Raw genomic sequence first — 18,794 nt, 5'->3', positions numbered from 1 at the left:
AAGAACCAGCGAGAACGACGAAAGGCCGACGATGAGCTCAGAGGCCACGGATGGCCGCTTACTCCTGGTACACGGCGCATTTCACCGAGGCGCCAGCTGGCAGCCGCTGACAGCGGAACTACGGCGACGTGGATACGCGGTGGACGCCGTCGACCTCCCCGGCCGCGACGATCCCGCCGTGGCCGCCACCGCGACCCTCGCCGACTTCGTCGAGACCGTCGTCGAACGGATCCACGCCGCCCGCGGGCCGGTCATCCTGGTCGGGCACAGCATGGGCGGCGTCACCATCACCCAGGCGGCCGAGATCGTGCCCGACCTGGTCGGCTGCCTGGTGTACCTGGCCGCGTTCGTCCCGGCAGACGGCCAGTCGCTGATCGACATCGGCGGCCACCAGGACTTCGCCGACTCGCTGGTCATCACCAGCCAGCGGTTCGACGAGGAAAGACGCGTCAGTTATGTACCGGTCGAGCTCGGCCGCGAGACGTTCTACACCGACGTCCCGGAGACCGACTACGGCCGCCTCGGCGCACTGCTGGTACCCGAATCGCCCCTCGTGGCCGCCGAGCCCGTAGCACTCACCGACGAGCGATGGGGACAGATCCGCAAGGTCTACGTCGAGACCACGCGGGATCTCGCGCTCCCGATTGCATGCCAGCGCCGGATGCACCAGGCCGCGCGGGTCGATGCCGTCCACACCCTGGACACCGCGCACTCCCCGTTCGTGACGGCGGTGCCCGCGCTCGCCGACATCCTCGCCGGCGAGACGAACCGGCTGGCCACCGTCCCACACCAAACCCCGCGACGGGCCTGATCGAAAAGGACCGGAACGTGGGCAGGCTAGCGCCGACCCTTGCCACTCGAGCGTCGTTATGATCTTCGCTGCCTGGTCATGTTGGCCGTATTCATCGTCCGGGCAGGAAGATTCCGACTAGTGACGGCGCGCCCGACGACGGTGCGCCGGCGCCCGAGGGCTGACTGGCTGGACCACGACGCGCAGCGTGCTGGCGGTTCGGGTCAGCAGCCGCTCAGGCCCGGCAGCAGGACTCGGACGGTCGCCTGGTACACGGTCGCGCCATCCCGGAACCGGGTGCGGGAGGTCGCGGCGGCGAGGACCCGATCCACCTCCGGGCCGCGAACCACAAGGCACCGCTGGGCGTCGGCGAGCGAACCCGCGCCGGTCGGCCAGACGACGACATTCGTGGATTCGCCCCCAGCGGCCTCCCCCGTGCCGTCGTCGGCACCCACCCGCTCGTCCACTGGCTGCGCGCGGACGGCGTAGGAGTTGGGCCGGTACAGCTCAGCCGGAGTGACGTGACCCGGGCTGGCCAGGGCATCGAGGTCGGTGAGCCGCTCGATGAAGCGGTTGAGCTGTCGGCGGGCGCCGGACGAGTCGATGGTGCGGCCGTACGCCCGGTGCACGTACGTCTGTCCGTTCGCCGAGATTGTCAGGGTGGTCAGCCCCGCGTCGGGTGTCTGCTCGGCGGTCGCAGACCGGTAGGACCGCCGCCGCAACAGCCGATCCTGGTCGGCCGTGACCAACAGCTCCCGCATACCCGCGGCATCCAGCTGGCGGACGAAGAGAGGGGGCAACATGGGCGGCGTTCCGGCCGCCGGTGCGTTCCGGAAGCCAATGACCGTCCCGTCCCCGTAAACGAGCAGCAACGGCAACTGGAGGAACGAGGTGGACGTCACCCCGGCGCCGCTGTAACCGGCCGGTGCGAGCCCATTGGCCTCCTCCCAGGTGAGCACGAGGTCCGACCGCCCCATGGGATACCGAATCGCGCCGCTGGGACTGTCACCGCAGCTCGCCACTCCCGACACCACCGCCACCAGCGTGATCGTGGCGAAAATCGACCGTCGTGGACCGCACGGACGGCGGCCGTAACGAAACGCTCGTGTCATGCGCGCTTGGACGCGGCCGGGCCGCCGGCGGTTCCACTGCGTGGCGAGATCGGCCAGAACGGATTGCCGGGATGTCAGGTGAGCAGGATTCCCCTTGCTCCGCCGTGATCCTGCTGTACGCGCGGGCACCGCGCTCAGCTCCGGCGGAGCTGGGAACACCGGGGCGGCGCGACCCTGACGTCGTCTAGTGAGGCGTCGTCTGCTGCGCGGGTTCCGGAGCAACCGTTGTGGGTGGCCGGGCGAGGAATCGTCGAGTTTCGGTGGAAACCGGTGCGGTCAGGAAGCCGGTGAAACCGTCGAGAGTTGTGGTGACGAACAGGCCGAACGGGATCACTTTCTGTCGTCTGTCGATGGCGCGTTCCCGTTCGGCCGCGGCGTTGAGGCTGAGATTCTGCACCTGTCCGACTCGGATTGTCAGCGCTGGTTCGCCGACATCCGGTAGTAGCCGCCGGACGTCGGCGAGGAACTCTTCCCGCGATTGGCGGATGTCGGGCTGAGTGGCGAAGAGCTGCCAGGAGTCCGCGCCTCGCTGTAGCTGTTCGACGAAGGAGACGTAGGAGTTGCCTGGTGATTCCGCGAGTTCGAGGACGGGCAGCAGGTGGGCTTCGAGGCGGGCGCGCAGGTCATCCGGGTCGACGCGTTCCTTCAACAGCGCGCGTCGTTCGAGAAGGTGCGGGAGGCGGTAGGCGAAGATTGCCTCTATCAGCCGGTCCTTGGTGCCGAAGTGGTAGTTGACGGCGGAGCTGTTCGCCGACCCCGCCGCGGTGCCGATCTGTCGCAGGGACACGCCGGCGATGCCGTTCTCGGCGAACAGCCGCTCGGCGGTGGTCAGGAGCTGCAGCGCCGTCGCGCTGAGCGGGGTGGTGGATGGGCCGGTCACGCCTTGCCCATGCGCCAGCGTTCAGCGGCGTCCTGGAGCGCCTCGCCCTTGGCGAAGCCGTAGTACGCGCTGAACTGCAGGCAGATCTCCTGCATCTCGTCGTAGGTCACGTCGCCAGACTCTAGAGCGGAGCCCACGTGCGAGAGGATCGGCGCGGGCGAGTCGGACAGCCCGACACACGGGATCGTCACAAGCCGCCGGTCTCTGCGTGACAGATCGGGCCGGCGCCACACGTGCCCGAAGACGAAGTTGAGGATGCCGGCATAGAAGTACGGGGAGTCCGACGGGGGTGCCGGCACGACGTTGACGTCGGCGAACTCCTGTTGACCGTCCAGAATCCGTTGCCCGGGATCGGCGGGACCGAGATCTTCCGGCGTTCGCGTCGGCCACGGCGGCGTCTGCTCGCCGCGCTCCGCGTGGATCCGGTGCCACTGCGTGCGGACCGTCATCTCCAGGTGCGAGGCCTTCGGCCATCCGCAGTAGACCGCGAAGTGCAGGGTCACCTCGTTCATCTGCTCGATCGTGAGGTCGCCGCTGCGAAGTGCCGCGTAGACATGGTCGTCGATCGGCTTGGGCGCGTCCGCCGCCGCGACGCAGGCAAGGGACACCAGCCTGCGGTCGCGGATGCTCAGGCCGGGACGGTTCCAGACGCGCCCGAAGAGGAACTCCCGGCTCGCGGCCTCGAACGGCGTCTCGACCGCCGGCGGCTCGACGGTCATGACGGTGCGGTAGAGCTCGTCGGGACTCATGGTCGGTCCTCTCGGTCGGTACGAACGACGTTCGCGCCGGCGCGAGCGGCGTCGGCCACCTGGAACAGACCAGGCGTGGTGGGGGTGACCAGGCGGGTGGGAACGGTGGCGTCGTTCGTGAGAAGCCGGGCGGGGCCGACGAGGCCGCCACGTGTCGAGACTGTCATGCGGTCTGCTCGGTGATGCGCGCCCGCAGGTAGGCCTCGATGTCCCCCGCCCGCTCGACGAGCTCGGCCTCGACGTCCGGCACGGTGGTGACGAGGAACCGGCCCAGCGTGACCGCGTCCGCGGTCAGCCCGGCGACCCGCTCCGCCGTCACGATCTCGTGCTCAGGAGCGCGGGGCCTGGTGGAGGTCTCCCCGTAGACCCGGAACTGCTCGGGCATGTTGGTGATCACCCCTGATGGGCAGAGGCAGGTGACACCCACCCCCCGCGGACCGAGATACAACGCGAGAGCCTCCGACACGCCGACGACCGCGTGCTTGCTCGCGACGTACGGCAGCCGGTCGAAGCCATAGGCGAGCAGGCCCGACGCCGACGCGGTGTTCACCACGTGGCCGCGGCCCTGCTCGATCAGCAGGGGCAGGAACACCCGGTTACCGCGGGCGATGCTCATCAGGTTGACGTCGAGCACACGCTCCCAGGCCTCGTCGGGTAGGGACTCCGGCGCGCCCATGGAGAGCACCCCGGCGTTGTTCATGACGAGGTCGACCCGCCCGAACCACGTCAGCGCGGTCTCGCGCAGTCTGACGAGATCGTCCTCGCTGGTGACGTCGGCACGGATGGCGACGGCCTCGCCGCCGGCGCCCTCGACCTCGGCGGCGACGGCCTCCGCGCGGTCGGCATCGAGGTCGCTGATGGCGACACGGGCACCACGGCGGGCGAACTCCAGCGCACTCGCGCGGCCGATGCCGCTGCCGGCTCCGGTGAGGACGGCGGTTGCGCCGGCCAACTTCAGCGGAATCGTCATGCGATGGCCACCGCTTTGGTGCGGACGAACTCGAGCAGGCCCTCGATGCCACCCTCGCGGCCGTAGCCGGAGATGCCCACCCCACCGAACGGCAGCTCGCATCCCAGGACTGGCTGCGCACCGTTGACGTAGACGCCCCCGGCACGCAGTTGCGTCGTCAGGCGGCTGATCCGGCCGACGTCCTGGGTGTACACGTAGGAGGCGAGTCCGTAGTCGGTCGCGTTCGCGATCGCGACCGCCTGGTCCTCCGTGGCGAAGCGCATCAGGGAGAGCACAGGACCGAAGACCTCGACCTGACCGAGCTCGCTGGCCGGATCCACCTCACCGAAGACGGTCGGCTCGACGAAGAAGCCGCCAGCAAGGTCGCCTCCCGGGACACCCCCGCCGAGCAGGAGCTTGCCCGCGCCCCCCGACCGGGCGCGCTCGATCATCCCCACGATGCGTTCCTGCGCGGCCTTCGTGATCACGGGGCTGATCGTCGTCGTTGGGTCGAACGGGTCGCCGCACCGCATCCCGCTCACCAGCGCGACGACCTTGTCGACGACCTGGTCGTAGATGTCCTCGTGCACGAGCATGCGGGTTGCGATCGCGCAGCCCTGGCCGGCGAGCGTGCCGTGGACGCTGTAGCTGTTGATCATCGCGGCGGCGTCGAGGTCGGCGTCCGGGAAGACGATGTTGGCGGACTTGCCGCCGAGCTCAAGGACGGCCGGCTTGAGCGATTCCGCGCAGGCCGCGAGGATCTTCCGGGCCGTGGCCGGACCGCCGGTGAAACTGACCTTCTGCACGAGCGGGTGGCGGACCAGCGCGTCGCCTGTCTCGGCGCCACCGAGCACCAGGTTGACGACACCCGCGGGGATGCCCGCCTCCCGGATCAGTGCCATGAGCCGCTCGCATGCGTACGGCGTGAGCTCCGACGGCTTGAGGACCACCGTGTTCCCGGCGGCCAGCGCGGGCGCAAGCTTCATGCCGACCGAGAACAGCGGACTGTTCCACGTCATGATGATCGCAACCACGCCATAAGGCTCGGGGACGGTGTACGCGAGCTCACGCGACTGTCCAGGGACCGAGGTCACCCGACCCTCGATCTTGTCCGCCCAGCCCGCGTAGTAGGCGGTGTACTGCGCCATGACACTGGCGGCGAGCTGGCCGGATCCGAGCGTCATGGCGTTGTCGAGCACCGCGAGCCGGGCCAGCTCGTCACCATCGCGCCTCATCAGCTCCGCGAGCCGCAGCAGGACGGCTGCCCGGTCCGCGGGCTTCCAGGCCCGCCACGCGCCGAGCGCGTCCCGCGCGGCGCCGACCGCGGCCTCGACGTCGTCGCGCCCCGCGAGCGGGACCGGCCCCTGGACCTCGCCCGTCGCCGGGAAGACGTGATCATGCACCCCACCCGTGCCGTGCGGGCGCGCTTCCTCTCCGATGTGCAGGTGCACCGCTGGGACCGCGCGATCGATCGTCATGCCGACCTCCTCCTGCCTGTCTAACGCATGTGCATTTGAGATGACACTAGTTGACTTAACCCTGATGCGCATGCGTTAGTCGATGGCATGACTCCCACCGAGCTGTTCGACCTGACGGGCAAGGTCGCGATCATCACCGGGGGCGCCGGCGGCATCGGCGTCGTCTATGCCCGCGCGCTCTGTGAGGCCGGCGCGTCCGTCGTCGTCGCGGACCTCGACCTCGACGCGGCCACGTCGACCGCGAAGGCCCTGACCGACAGCGGATTCCGCGTCGCCGCCGCGCACGTCGACGTCACCTCGGCGCAGTCGGCTCAGGCGATGGCGACAGCCGCGGTCGAGGCCTTCGGCGGGATCGACATCCTCATCAACAACGCCGCGATCATGACCGACCTGCCCCCGTACGGCCTGTCGAACATGCCGGTCCCCGAGTGGGACCGCGTCGTGGACGTCAACCTGCGAGGACCGCTTCTGTGTACCCAGGCGGTGCTCGAATCGATGACAGTCCGCGGCGGGGGCCGGATCGTCAACGGCCTGTCCGCCGGTGCCTTCATAGCCGGCGGGATCTACAGCGTCACGAAGTACGCGCTGCACGGCCTCACCGTGAACCTCGCCTCCGAGCTCGGCTCGCGTGGGATCAACGTCAACGCGATCGCGCCCGGGCTCGTCGACAACGAGAGCGGGTACGTCAGCCTTCCGAAGGACTCACCCCTCCGGAAGGCTCTCTACTCGGGCATCCCCGGCAAGAAGTCCGGCCCGCCCGAGGACCTGATCGGCACCCTTCTCCTGCTGTGCTCGAAGGCCGGCGACTGGATCACCGGCCAGACCGTCCTGGTCGACGGCGGCTGGATTACCCGGCTCTGACCAAGAGGGCGTGCCCGCGTCCGTATCACCGCAGGGCCGCGCCGCAGAATGTCCTGGGAGGTTCGGCCGACGACGGCCGCGCGCCAGATCGTCCGCGGCGACCACCGTGGACCCGCCGGCGCCTCCCATTGAGTGCGCTCTTGTTCGACAGGACAGTCGCCCGACGATTGGTTGGATATGACAGCAGAACTGGCACGGACGATCACAGCAGCCACTGACGGCGGTTTCGGTCTCGACCGGAACGCATGGGCGGCCGCCGGTGACGGACCCGGGAGCACCGCATGAAGATCGGATTCTTAGGCGTCGGAAGCATGGGCCGGCCCATGCTGGAGCAAGTTGTCAAGGCAGGCTTCCAGGCGTCGTTCTACGCCCGCCGGCCCGAGGTGGCGCGCGAGATCGAGACGTCGGGGGTGATCAGCGTACCGACGATTGCCGCGCTGGCGGCCACCAGCGACGTGGTCGTTGTGTGCGTCTTCTCCGACCAGCAGGTACGTGAGGTGTGCGGCGGCGACGAGGGGCTGCTCACCTCGATGCGTCCCGGCTCCGTCATAGTGATCCACACGACCTGTAGCCCCGACACCGCGCCCGCGCTCGCGGAAGCCGGGCGATCCCGTGATATCCGGATCCTCGACGCGGCCTTCAGCGGCGGTCCGGCGGACGCCGCGGCGAGCAGGGTGACGCTGCTGGTCGGCGGTGAGCCCCGCGTTCTGGAGGCGGTCCGGCCGGTGTTGGCCGCCTATGCCAGCCCGATCCTGCACATCGGAGGACTCGGTGACGGCCAACGGGTGAAGCTGGTCAACAACGCGCTGTTCGGGGCGAACGTCGGCCTGGTGGCGGAGGCGGAACGGGTGGCTCGGGAACTCGGGCTCGACCCGGCCAGAGCTCTCGACGCGATCAGCCACTGCAGCGGAAACAGCTACGCCCTCGGCACGGTGCGCGCCCTCGGCTCGTCGGCTCGCCTCCAGGAAGCGGCCGGCCGTTACATCACCAAGGACGTCGCGACCGCCAAGGCCCTCGCCGCCGCCGCGGGCACGCAGCTCGGGCTTCTGGCGACCGCCGCGGATGTCGGCCAGCGGCCTGTTCCACCCTCCGTGCAGGCGCTGTGGGACATCGAACAGATCAAGCAGCTCAAGGCACGGTACTTCCGCTACCTTGACCTGAAGGACTGGGACGCGTTCCGCGACCTGTTCACCGCGGACTGCAAGCACTACCTCCCGATCGAAGGGGAGAAGCGCTTCCAGCTCAACGAGGAGTACTTCGAATCCACTATCCCCATGCTGGACAACGGCGTGACGACCCATCACGGCCACATGCCAGAGATCACGTTGCTCGGCGACACCGAGGCCGAAGGCGTCTGGTCAATGTTCGACTACGTCCAGCTGGACGGACCTCAGGGCAGACTGAGCATCAAAGGCTACGGCCACTACATCGAGACGTACCGGAAATGCCCGGACGGGCAATGGCGGATCAGCTCCAAGCGCAACAATCGGCAACGCTTCGACCACAGCGCGGCGGATGGATGAAGCCCGGCCGTCACGGCTGTCGTGAGCGCCCCGACCATCTACTGGCACGTCGGTCGAAGGCAGCGACCGATAAGCCGCGGGCACGCGGACCTTGGCGCACGCGTCAGCTGTAGTCGACACGAAGCCGGTGCAGCCGCAGCGAACTGATCCGCCACTGGCCGTCCGAACCCTTGCGGTATTCCTCGTGATAGTGGCCGTAGCCCTTGAGCCGGATCGGCCGGTCCGGGCTGCCGAGCTGGACGTAGTCGAACATGGCCCAGATGCCGCGGGCGGTGTCCGACCCGGTGACGTCGATCTCCGGCATGTGGCCGTGATGGGTGGTGACCGCGTCGGTGAGCATCGGGACGATCGCGGCGAGGAACTCATCCCGGCTGGTGTAGGTGACATCCGGAACGTCCTGGACCCAGAGGTTGAGGTCCGGGGTGAAGACGTCGGCCCAGTCGTCCCACTTCTTGGTGTCCAGCAGCCGGAAGTAACGGGCCTTGAGCTGCTTGATCTTCTCGATCTCGACGAGGGTGCCGACGTCCACAGCTAACTCCTCCTGTAACTCCTCCTGGCTCACCGGGCCGGCGCCGTCACATCGTTCGAGCCGGCCATCCGGTCATACGCGGCGACGAACGCCTCCTGGCGCCGGACCAACGCATCCCGGTAGCCACCGTGTGTCACGATGTACGGCTCGTTGCGCGCGAGATCGTCCAGCAGGTTGCGGACCGCGAACTCCGGCGTGACGACGTTCGTCTTGTCGTCCATGTCGCGGCTGGCGAGCATCGCCGCGACGTCCTCGTTCCGCAGCAGGGACGGTCCCAGCTGTGCTGGTCGGGCCAGCCTGCTGCTTTCCAGGTGACGGGTGGACATGCCGGCCGGAAACAGGATCGACACCCCGATCCCCTCCTGCTCGAGTTCCATCCGCAGCGTCTCGCCGAAGCCGACCACCGCGTACTTGCTGGTGGTATAGGCGCCGAGGCGGACGCCGGGGTTGAGCACGCTGGAGGAAGCGGTGAGGACGATGTGGCGACGCCCGGAGCGGGCGCGCAGCAGCGGCAGGAAACTGGTCACGGTCGCGACCGTGCCCAGCACGTTCACCGACAGCACCCATTGCCAGTCCTGCGCGCTGAGATGGTCGATCGCGCCGAACTGCTGGACGCCGACGTTGGCGCACAACACGTCGCAGCCGCCGAAACGACGCTGGACCGCCTCCGCGGCAGCCTGCAGGGATGCCGGGTCGGCGAGGTCGACCCGACCCGACATGGCCTCGCCACCCAGCTCCCGGACCGCCTTGGCGGTCGCCTCGGCACCATCGGCGTCGATGTCCAGGCAGGCGACGGCATCTCCGGCCGCGGCGAACACACCAGCCATCGCCGCGCCAAGCCCCGACCCCGCCCCTGTGATGACGACAACCCGCACCCCGTCAGCCGCGTGGTCGGTCATATGCGTCCCACCCTCCAGTCGACGCCCCGGTGCACCCAGGGCCGTGGCGAGATCGGATATTACATACAAGTCCGTCCCGAGGACAGGTGGTCGGGCACCGACGCCCTGGGCCACGGCTGGTGCGTCCAGTCGGACATGATCGTGCAATGCGTGGCCGTGGTGGGGGCGGGGGCGGCGGTCGATCGATCCCGTCCGACCGGGCTACTCGCCGGAAGGATGTCCGGCTCGGCTCGGTGGGCAGGTGGGACCGGTCGCCTGGACCCGGTTGCGGCCGGCGCGTTTCGCGCGGTAGAGCTCCGCGTCGGCGGTCTCGACGAGGCTTTGGGCGAAGCTGTTCGGCGGCGGCACTGCCGCGGCCACGCCGACGCTGACCGTGACGATGTGGTTGGTCGCCAGCGGGTGTGGTTCGGCGAACGCGGCGATGGCGGCGCGGAGTCGTTCGGCGATGTGGTGTGCTGTCGTCGTGTCGGTGTCGGGCATGACGATCGCGAACTCTTCCCCTCCGTAGCGGGCGGCGAGGTCGGTGGTGCGAGTCTGGTCAGCGAGCGTGCCGGCGACGCGCCGGAGGCACTTGTCGCCGGCGGCATGTCCGTAGTGGTCGTTGTAGAGCTTGAAGTGGTCCACGTCGACCATCGCGATCGCGAGCGGCCGCCCGGAGCGCTGCGCGCGCTGCCACTCGCTGGTGAGGATCTCTTCGAGCTGGCGGCGGTTGGCCAGCCCGGTCAACGGGTCCGTGACGGACAGTTGCTTCAGGCGCCGGTTGGCGATGGCCAGTTGGCGGGTGCGTTCGGCGACCTTGTGTTCCAGGGACGCGTAGACCAGTGAGTTGTCGAGGGAGACAGCCAGCTGCCCGGCGATGAGCATGACGCCGTCGAGGCGATCGGTGGAGAACGCGTCGTACAGGAGCCGGTTCTCCAGGAGCAGGAGGGCACGCAGTGCCCCGCGGTTGAAGATGGGTACCGCCAGCAGGGAGCAGCAGCTGAGGTCGGCGAGGTACGGGTCACGGGCGAACCGGTCGTCGTGGGTGGCGTCGGTGACCACAAGGGATTCGTGGGTACGTTCGACGTAGCGGACGACGGACAGCGGTACCAGGCGCCGCAGGCAGGGCTCGCCCAGCGCGATCATCTCTTCGTCGCCGCCCACCGCCCCGGAACGGGTCGCGCGCGCGGAAGGCGACCACTGCCGCCGCTCCGCATTCCACAGCAACAGGTGGACGTCGGTGGCTCCGGTCATGGCGGACAGCACGTCGGCGACGCGGGTACGTAAGCCGTCGATGCTGGTCTCGGAGCTGAGTGCCTGGGAGGCGGCGAGGATGCCGAGCAGGTCGAGGGCGCCGGTCGGGATGCTGGATCGGCGGGTGCCCGCGTCGGCGGCGACCGGGACGTCCCCAAGGTTGGGCGGCGCCGCGGAGGCGGACCGCCGGGCCGGGTAGGCCCAGTCGAGTTGGCTCACTTTCGCGGTCGCGCCCCAGGCCTGGTAGGCGTCGCGGGCCTGGACGAGCAGCTCGCACCCCGCCTGTTCGATGCCGTAGGCCAGGTGGAACCGGGCGGCGCGTTCGAGGATGAACGCCTGATGCCAGGGGCGGCGCCGTGCGGACACCTCACGCCGGGCCGCGTCGAAAGCGCGGGCCGCGGTCAGGTGGTCCCCGGCGCTCCAGGCCCGCTCGGCTTCGACCAGGCGCAACAGGTGGCGGAAGTTCGCCGGGGCGTCCGCGGCGCGTAGCCGCAACCAGTCGGCCTCCGCGTCCAACGCGGCCAGCGGGCCGCCACGCTGGTCCGGCGCGGCTGCCCGAGCCTGACCGGCCAGCGCCATACCGCGTAGCAGATGAGCGAGCGCCGTCGGATACATCCCCTCGATGGAGGCAAGCGCCTCGGTCGCCGCCTGGCTCCGCCGCTCCAGTTCCAGCTGATCATCGAACACGGCCGCGGCCAGCGCACGGATGATGTGCGTCTGCGCCGCGTTCGGCGGGACGTTGCTGGTTGCCTCCACGAGAAGCGTTGCCTGGGCGTCCGTCCCGCCCTCGCCCCGCAGCTGATGGATCAGCCACCGGTAGGCCGAGAGAATCCCGAGGACGATCTCGTTGCCGGTGCGCACGGCGAACGCAAGGCCGGACTCGATCTCCTCGACCACGGTGTCCAGTTGCGGCGCGAACTCGAAGAGCTGCTGGACCACCGCGACGTAGGTGTAGCAGGCGTGCTGTAGGTCGCCGCCCCGGATCAGCCCCTCCCGGGCGGTCTGGGCGCGGCGCACCGTGTCCTCGAGCGGTGCGAACCAGGGTCCCGCGGCGAGCGCGTAAACGAAGCCAGCCTGTGACGCCTCCGGTTCGTGGTCGCGCGTCGCGCTTGCCGCCAGGACCTGCCCCAGCACCCTGGCTCCGGTGCCATAGTCGCCGCGCAGCGTGGCCGTGACGAAGACGAGGTCGCTGATGGGCTCGAGCAGGCTACGGACGGGGCCGTGCTGGACCCACATCCGCACCGCTTCCAGGACCAGCCAGGCCATCGTGGCACGATCGCAGGTGAACGCGGCCGGCATCAGCCGGTTGATCAGCTTCATGGCGCCCAGCAGCGTCGGGTCGGTGATGTCCTGGCGGTTTACCTGTTCCGCGATGGATTCCCGCTCGAGCCATCGGCACAGCTCGTCCAGGCGGCGGTCGACGTCCGCGTCGATCGTCTCCGCCGTCGGCACGGCGATGCCCAGCTGCCGTAGCAGGCCGACGCCGAGGGCGACCGCCTCCCGGGGGCGGGGCTGGTTGGTCAGACTGCTCACCTGGACGAGCGTCGGGGCGATCCGCTGCGCCGGTTCCGTGCAGAGCCGGTCGATGGCCTGGTAGACCTCGTCCGCCTCGTCCAGCCGTCCCAGGTTGTAGAGCGCCGCCTGCCGGCCGGTGTACAGCTCGATCAGCGAGTCGGTATCGTCCGGATCGGTCAGCCGTACCGCCGCGCCGAGAAGCCGCTCCACCAGAGCGTGGTTGCTCACCAGCCCCGCCCGCTCGGCGGCGCCGCGGAGCAGGTCGACCACGCCGCGGCGCTCGACTGGGTCGCGTACCGCGTCGATCACCGGCAGGTACTGCTCGGCGGCGATCACGCGCAGCTCCGGGCGCGCGGCGAGCCGCCGAGCCAACCGCAACCGGAGCTCGTCCAGCCGCCCCGGCTTCACGCGACGCAGCAGGTCCTCACGGTTCCGGTCGTGACGGAAACACAGCGCGTGGTGGCCGTACGGACCCGGTTCCGCGACCAGGAGCCCGCCGTCCAGCGCGGGCAGGCACAGTTCCTCCAACTCGCCCGTGGACCGGCCGGTCGCCTCGCGCAGCAGATCGATCTCGACCCACCCTCCCAGACATGCCATCGCCTCCAGAAGAGCCCGGGTCGGCGCAGGCATCGCCTCGGCGCGCTCGGTGAGAAGCCCGGCGACATCCGCCTGGTCGAGCTGGCGCAGCGCCGCGCCGTCCCACGACCACCCGTGATCCGTCAGAGTCAGCGCGCCATCGACCCGCAGCGCATTGAGCAGCTCGACGGTCTCGTACGCGTTGCCCCCCGTCCGCGGCGCGATGAGTCCGGCCAGCTCGGCCGCCCTGGGCGGATCCAGGTGCAGCATCTCGCCGACCATGCCGGCGAGGCTCGTCGTGGGCAGATTGTCCAGTCGCAGGAAGTCCACTCCCTCCTGCCGCCGCCACCGGGCCAGCATCGGAGCGAGCGGATGGGTCGTGTCCACGTCGCCTTCCCGGTACACAGCGACCAACAGCAGGCCCTCCGCGGGCTCGTCGTCGCTGAACACCTCGTCGACGAAGCCCAGCGGTGCGCGGGGGGCCCACTGCAGGTCGTCAACGACGAACACCACCGGCCGTTTGCGGGACGCAATGACTCGCAGGATGTCCACCGCGTTCCGCTGTGCCCGGGCCTGCACCGTCTGCGGGTCGCCGACGTCTGGGGGAAGTTCGAGCAGCGCCGCCAACTCCGGCACGACCTCGCTCGCCAGGCCAGCATTGGGGCCGATCACCCGCAGGATCCGCTCCCGTAGGTCAGCCAGTTCCTTCTCGGGTTCGGCCAGCAGGAGCCGCCCGAGCGCTCGGAACGCCCGGTACACGCCGTCGGAGTCGGGGTCGCGACGGTACTGGTCGAACTTGCCCGAGACGAACCAGCCGTCGCTCCCCGTCACGATCGAGCGCAGCTCGTCTACAAGCGAGGTCTTGCCCACCCCGGGCGCCCCGGTGACCAGCAGACCGCGGCACCGCCTGGACAGCGCGAGCGTGAACGTGGAGTGCAGTGCGGCGATCTCCTCGTCCCGGCCGAACAGTCGCGACGGCGCCAGCAGCCGCGGGGGGAAATCGCGGGTACCAACCGAGAACGGCTCTACCGTGCCGTCCCGCAGCCGCCTCAGGTCATAGCTGAGCCCCGCGGCCGTCTGGTACCGATCGTCGGGCTCCTTCTCCAGCAGGTGCATGATGATGGCCGAGAGCGCTGCCGGCACGGCGGGGTTGACCTCGGCCGGCGCCGCCGGTACCCGGGCCAGGTGGTCGTGGATGAGGCGGAGCGGATCCCCGGAGCCGAAGGGCGGCGCGCCGGTGGCCAAGTGGTACAGGGTGGCGCCTAGCGCGTACAGGTCGGCCCGCTGGTCGACCAGGCGGGCGGTACGACCAGACTGCTCCGGCGCCAGATAGGGAAGCGTCCCGACGACTTCCCTGTGATGCGTGAATTCCGTGCGGATCTCCGCGAACGTCGTCGCCAACGCGAAATCGATCAGATACGGCGCACGCTCGGAACCTGTGACCAGGATGTTGGCGGGGTTGATGTCCCGGTGCACGACGCCGCGGCCGTGCATGCCATCCACCGCGCGGGCCAGCGGCAACGCGAGTCGGATCAGCTCCGTGGGGTCCAAGGGCGTCGGGATGTCCGCGAGCGCGACGCCGCCGACGTCCGTCAGCGGGATCGACCCCGGGTAGTGCACCTCCCGCGCCAGCTGCACGACACCGTCGACGCCGGACAAGCGGTCGAGGATCGCTGACTCCTGCCGTAGCCGCTGCCCAGCACCCGGCCCCACCGGCTCCTTCAGGATGAAGCCGCCGCCCGGCCCCGACAACCGACTGACCCGTGTGCGGGCGCTGTCATGAATACGCACAACCTGGACAGACTGCGCCGAAGTCCGTGACGTTCCGTCATCGACGCCCATCCGCTCCCTCCGGCACGATCAGACTCCAGCGCTGGCGGCACCTATCACAGTCTGCGCCTCAAGACCACATGTCGCCGCGCGAGACTTTCTGGTGGAGACGCCCGAGATAGCGGAGCATCAACCACAACCTGGGCGACCTCGCCCACGCCCGAGGGGACGACGAGGCTGCCGAGCCCCTGGGCCGTTAGCCGGGCAGGAGCGGGACTGGCTGCCCATGGCCGGATCGAGCCGCTCTCCAGGCCTCCCACTATTGCATATTGGATACGTTTACTGGAGACTCGTGCGGATGCTGAACCGGCGCTGACGTCGGTGGCAGGTACCGATGGAGAAGCTCGGCGGGCGCGTCGCGGTCATGACTCGCGCCGCGAGCGGCAACGGCCTCGGCATGGTCGACACCTTCGGAGCGCCCGGGGTGAAGGTCGTCCTGGCTGACGTGCGGAAGGAACCGCGCCGGCGCGCGGCACGGGAGCCGGCGTCGACGCGAGCTTCGAGGACAGGAGTGGATGTGGCATTCGCCGACCTCGGTGATGTGCGGCTGTTCTTCACCGACGAGGGGACCGGCGGCCCGCCGATGCTCTTCGTGCACGGGTACACCTGTGATTCGCACGACTGGACCTGGCAACTGCCGCACTTCGCGGCCAGGCATCGGGTGATCGCCCTGGATCTCCGAGGGCATGGGCACTCCAGCACACCCGAGGGCGGCTATGAGCCACGGGTCTTCGCGGACGATGTGGCTCGCCTCCTCAAGCATCTCGGATGCTCGCCGGTTGTCGCCGTGGGCCACTCGATGGGCGCTCTCGTGGTCAGCGCCCTCGCCGTCGAACATCCGGAGATGGTCCAGGCGCTGGTCGCCGTCGATCCCGGCTATCTCGTCGCTGACGCAATCGTCGAAGGCATCCCCGCCCTCAGGGCCATCATGGATGCCAGCGATCCTGTGCCATTCGTCCAAGGCCTGTTGGGTACCAGCGATACCCCGGCGTCAGTTCCCGCGCTTCGCGCCTGGCACCTTCGCCGGGTCGCCGGCATGCCCAGCCACGTTCTCCGCGACACATTCACCGGCATGTTTGCCGGGTCCGAGGTGTCGTCGATGCGCTCCAGTGGGGAGCGCTACCTGCGACGGCGACGCTGTCCAGTGTTGTCGTTCTACGCCGACCCCTCCCGTGTGTCCGTGGAGACGACGCTGTTCGCCGATGCCAGCTCCAAGGCCGTCTCCTGGGAAGGATGTGGCCACTGGCTGCACCAGGAACGCCCCGCCGAGTTCAACGTGCTCGTGGACACCTGGCTAAAGTCCATCGCCTGATCCATGGGTGCCTGCCGGCGGGCGACCCGGCGGCCCAGCCCTGAAAAAGAAAAGGCCTCCCCGCCCCGTCGGCCATACGGCGATCATCCCACCACACACCGCGCCATCCACCCTTCCCCGCCCGAAAACGTGCCGGCGGGACAGCGCGATCCAGGATGCAGACCTCCAGAGGGCCGGGATTCGCGAATCGCTAACACGAAACGCGGACGGCGGACCATCGAGATCGACCTTCCAAGGCAGGAAGAGTCCCTCCGGCCGGAACGCGGGGCTCGGACCTCCTGCGTCGGCCTAACAGACGCGGGACAATTTTGATCGGCGCGACAGCGCCACCAGCGCCACCAGACAGAAAAGAACCATCACCGACCTCGCCCACGACACCACCGGGCGCTTTTACGGGCACAGCAAAACGCCACCCGGGCTTCACCCGAGCGGCGTAACGACTTCCGAATCCACAAGTCGTCAAGCTCACGGTTCGAACTTGACGACTCTGGTGGCCCAGAGGGGACACAAGTTGAACCCCTCGGTGATGATGTTCATCCGTTCGTACGGGAACGCGCACTTTGGGTGATTCGTCCGCCCGGTGCCGGGCGGCACACGCCGCGCCCGGCGGGGCCAGCGCGACCGATCGGCCAGAGCCGCTAGCGGCACCACTCCCCCAGCCGGGCACTCCCGATCTTCCGACCGCCTGGCCGCTCTCACAACTACATATAGGCAAGGAACCAAGCTCTATGAACCGCACCGCAGACCCCCACAGAAAGGATCTTCAAAACCAGCTCGAACCATGGCGCGGCGCCATCCTGGTCGGTGACGTACGCCAGCGGCTCGCCGAGCTGCCGGACGACTCGATCGACTGCGTGATCACCAGCCCGCCGTACTACGGCCTCCGTGACTACGGCATGCCAGGCCAGCTGGGCCTGGAGTCAAGCGTGCTTGGCTGGGTCGCCGAACTACGCGCGATCATGAACCAGCTAGCCAGGGTACTCAAGCCCACCTGCGTGCTGTGGCTCAACCTCGGCGACGGGTACGCCCGTCATCCCCGGGACGGGACGCCGACCAAGAGCCTGCTGCTTGGGCCGGAACGGGTGGCGCTCGGCCTGGTCGGCGACGGCTGGCGGCTGCGCAACAAGGTCATCTGGGCCAAGACCAACCCGCTACCGACGAGCGTGCGGGACCGCCTGGGCACGACGTACGAGGTGATCTACTGCTTCGTTCGGGCGCGGCGGTACTACTTCGACCTAGACGCCATCCGCCTGCCGCATCGCAGCGCCGGGCGCACGCGGACGGCCAGACCAGGGAAGATCTACCTGCCGGAGTCGGCGCTGGCCCGGGTGTCGCGCGAGGGAGTCTGGGAGCGGCTGGCGGCGGTGCCGGACCATCGCTGCGCCCGAGGGCGGGTCTACCCGTTGGCGACCCTGGCCGCGATCTGGTTGTGCGCGCTGACCGCGGCCGGGCATGACCGTATCGCCGCGGTGGCCGAGTGGCTGCGCGGCACCAGCTATGAGGAGCGGGAACGGCTCCGGCTGCCGTGGAACCCGCGTGACGGCCATCTGCTCCCGGACGAGGCGACGATCCGCCGGTTCCTGTCCGGGGTCGACGACCAGGCCCTGGCCGTGGCGCTGCTGGACCCGCCCGCCGCCCCGGCGGCGGTCGTCGAGGAGCCGGCCGCGCCGGCCGTCCCGGTGGGTCCGCCCACCCCGGCCAGCCCGGCGCTGGCCGGGGCGTACGCGCTCGACGGGAAGACCAGCCGGGGCGCGAGACGCGCGGACGGCGGGCGGGTCCACCTGCTCGGGGTCGCCACCCACGGCGACGGCCTGCTCGTCGGCCAGCGCGAGGTCGACAACAAGAGCAACGAGACGACCGCGTTCCGTCCTCTGCTCGAAGGCCTGGACCTGGCGGGGAAGATCCTGACGTTCGACGCGATGCACACGGTGCGGGCCAATCTCGACTGGCTGGTCACCGAGAAGAACGCCCACTACCTTGCAGTGATCAAGGGCAACCAGCCGACGCTGAAGGACTTCCTGGCCGCCCTGCCCTGGGCCGACATCCCGACCAGCGACACCACCCGGGACCACGGCCACGGCCGGGACGAGACCCGGACCCTCAAGGTCGCCACGGTCGCCCATCTCGACTTCCCGTACGCCGACCAGGCGATCAGGATCCAACGCCGGCGCAGGGAGAAGGGCAGAGCCCCGACCCGCGAGACCATCTACGCGATCACCGACGCCACCCGTGAGCAGGCCGGACCCGCTGTGCTCGCCGACCTCGCCCGCGCTCATTGGCACATCGAGGTCAAACAGCACTACGTCCGGGACGTGACCTTCGGCGAAGACGCCAGTACCAGCCGAACCGGCCGCGCCCCGGCAACCCTGGCGATCTTCCGAGGTGCCGTCATCAACGCGATCCGCCGCGCCGGCTTCCGCTACATACCGTCCGGCCGCCGCGCTCACAAGACCGCCACCGCCGCACTCGACCTCCACGGCTTCCCATGACAAGCCAGCCAGACCACAAACGGACAATCCCCGACAGGCCGGTCAAACTTCAAACGTGCCGGAGCCTTG

14 protein-coding genes are annotated in these 18,794 nt (G+C 69.3%); 5 read left to right on the top strand and 9 right to left on the bottom strand.

Features of this window, described 5'->3' with window-relative positions:
- Positions 1–31 precede the first annotated feature (31 nt).
- Positions 32–811, top strand: coding sequence for an alpha/beta fold hydrolase (locus BCD48_RS08295; protein ID WP_083418325.1), 780 nt, complete (start codon positions 32–34; stop codon positions 809–811).
- Between the two features lie 203 nt (positions 812–1,014).
- Here BCD48_RS08295 and BCD48_RS08290 read toward each other — a convergent pair whose 3' ends face one another.
- From BCD48_RS08290 to BCD48_RS08270, 6 genes are all read right to left on the bottom strand, one after another.
- Positions 1,015–1,767, bottom strand: coding sequence for a hypothetical protein (locus BCD48_RS08290; RefSeq protein WP_071047733.1), 753 nt, complete (start codon positions 1,765–1,767; stop codon positions 1,015–1,017).
- A gap of 319 nt (positions 1,768–2,086) precedes the next feature.
- Positions 2,087–2,782 carry a TetR/AcrR family transcriptional regulator gene (locus BCD48_RS08285; RefSeq protein ID WP_071047732.1) on the bottom strand — a complete coding sequence of 232 codons (696 nt, stop codon included), beginning with the start codon at positions 2,780–2,782 and terminating at the stop codon, positions 2,087–2,089.
- On the bottom strand, positions 2,779–3,531 hold the full coding sequence (locus BCD48_RS08280; RefSeq protein ID WP_071047731.1) for a carboxymuconolactone decarboxylase family protein: 753 nt from the start codon (positions 3,529–3,531) through the stop codon (positions 2,779–2,781). The genes BCD48_RS08285 and BCD48_RS08280 overlap by 4 nt, the downstream gene beginning before the upstream one ends.
- On the bottom strand, positions 3,528–3,698 hold the full coding sequence (locus tag BCD48_RS51105; RefSeq protein ID WP_157910449.1) for a hypothetical protein: 171 nt from the start codon (positions 3,696–3,698) through the stop codon (positions 3,528–3,530). The genes BCD48_RS08280 and BCD48_RS51105 overlap by 4 nt, the downstream gene beginning before the upstream one ends.
- Entirely contained in the window at positions 3,695–4,501 is an 807-nt protein-coding gene (locus BCD48_RS08275) for an SDR family oxidoreductase (RefSeq protein ID WP_071047730.1), read from the bottom strand. Before BCD48_RS08275 ends, BCD48_RS51105 begins: the two co-directional genes overlap by 4 nt.
- The gene (locus BCD48_RS08270; protein WP_071047729.1) at positions 4,498–5,958 is read right to left on the bottom strand and encodes an aldehyde dehydrogenase family protein; all 1,461 of its coding nucleotides are present in this window, start codon (positions 5,956–5,958) and stop codon (positions 4,498–4,500) included. The genes BCD48_RS08275 and BCD48_RS08270 overlap by 4 nt, the downstream gene beginning before the upstream one ends.
- Before the next feature lie 87 nt (positions 5,959–6,045).
- On the opposite strand from BCD48_RS08270, the gene BCD48_RS08265 reads away from it, so the two are divergent.
- A complete protein-coding gene (locus BCD48_RS08265) occupies positions 6,046–6,819 on the top strand; it encodes an SDR family oxidoreductase (RefSeq protein WP_071047728.1) in 774 nt (257 codons plus the stop codon).
- A 281-nt stretch (positions 6,820–7,100) separates the two neighbouring features.
- Positions 7,101–8,342, top strand: coding sequence for an NAD(P)-binding domain-containing protein (locus BCD48_RS08260; RefSeq protein ID WP_071047727.1), 1,242 nt, complete (start codon positions 7,101–7,103; stop codon positions 8,340–8,342).
- A gap of 103 nt (positions 8,343–8,445) precedes the next feature.
- On the opposite strand, the gene BCD48_RS08255 is transcribed toward BCD48_RS08260, so the two are convergent.
- The 3 genes from BCD48_RS08255 to BCD48_RS08245 all read right to left on the bottom strand — a co-directional run bounded on the left by BCD48_RS08255 (position 8,446) and on the right by BCD48_RS08245 (position 14,807).
- A complete protein-coding gene (locus BCD48_RS08255; protein WP_071047726.1) occupies positions 8,446–8,871 on the bottom strand; it encodes a nuclear transport factor 2 family protein in 426 nt (141 codons plus the stop codon).
- A 29-nt stretch (positions 8,872–8,900) separates the two neighbouring features.
- Complete coding sequence (locus BCD48_RS08250; RefSeq protein ID WP_071047725.1) at positions 8,901–9,770, bottom strand: SDR family NAD(P)-dependent oxidoreductase; 870 nt, start codon at positions 9,768–9,770, stop codon at positions 8,901–8,903.
- Positions 9,771–9,971: 201 nt separating this feature from the next.
- Positions 9,972–14,807, bottom strand: a complete 4,836-nt coding sequence (locus tag BCD48_RS08245; protein ID WP_491677122.1) for a diguanylate cyclase — start codon at positions 14,805–14,807, stop codon at positions 9,972–9,974.
- A 451-nt stretch (positions 14,808–15,258) separates the two neighbouring features.
- On the opposite strand from BCD48_RS08245, the gene BCD48_RS08240 reads away from it, so the two are divergent.
- Both BCD48_RS08240 and BCD48_RS08235 read left to right on the top strand, forming a co-directional pair.
- Entirely contained in the window at positions 15,259–16,236 is a 978-nt protein-coding gene (locus BCD48_RS08240; protein ID WP_241841590.1) for an alpha/beta fold hydrolase, read from the top strand.
- A 728-nt stretch (positions 16,237–16,964) separates the two neighbouring features.
- Positions 16,965–18,725: an ISAs1 family transposase gene (locus BCD48_RS08235; RefSeq protein ID WP_198543150.1), complete on the top strand. Its 1,761-nt coding sequence runs from the start codon at positions 16,965–16,967 to the stop codon at positions 18,723–18,725.
- Positions 18,726–18,794: the final 69 nt, after the last annotated feature.

Source organism: Pseudofrankia coriaricola (assembly GCF_001854805.1).
Taxonomy (GTDB): Bacteria; Actinomycetota; Actinomycetes; order Frankiales; family Frankiaceae; genus Pseudofrankia.
This window is presented reverse-complemented; position numbering and strand designations above follow the sequence as displayed.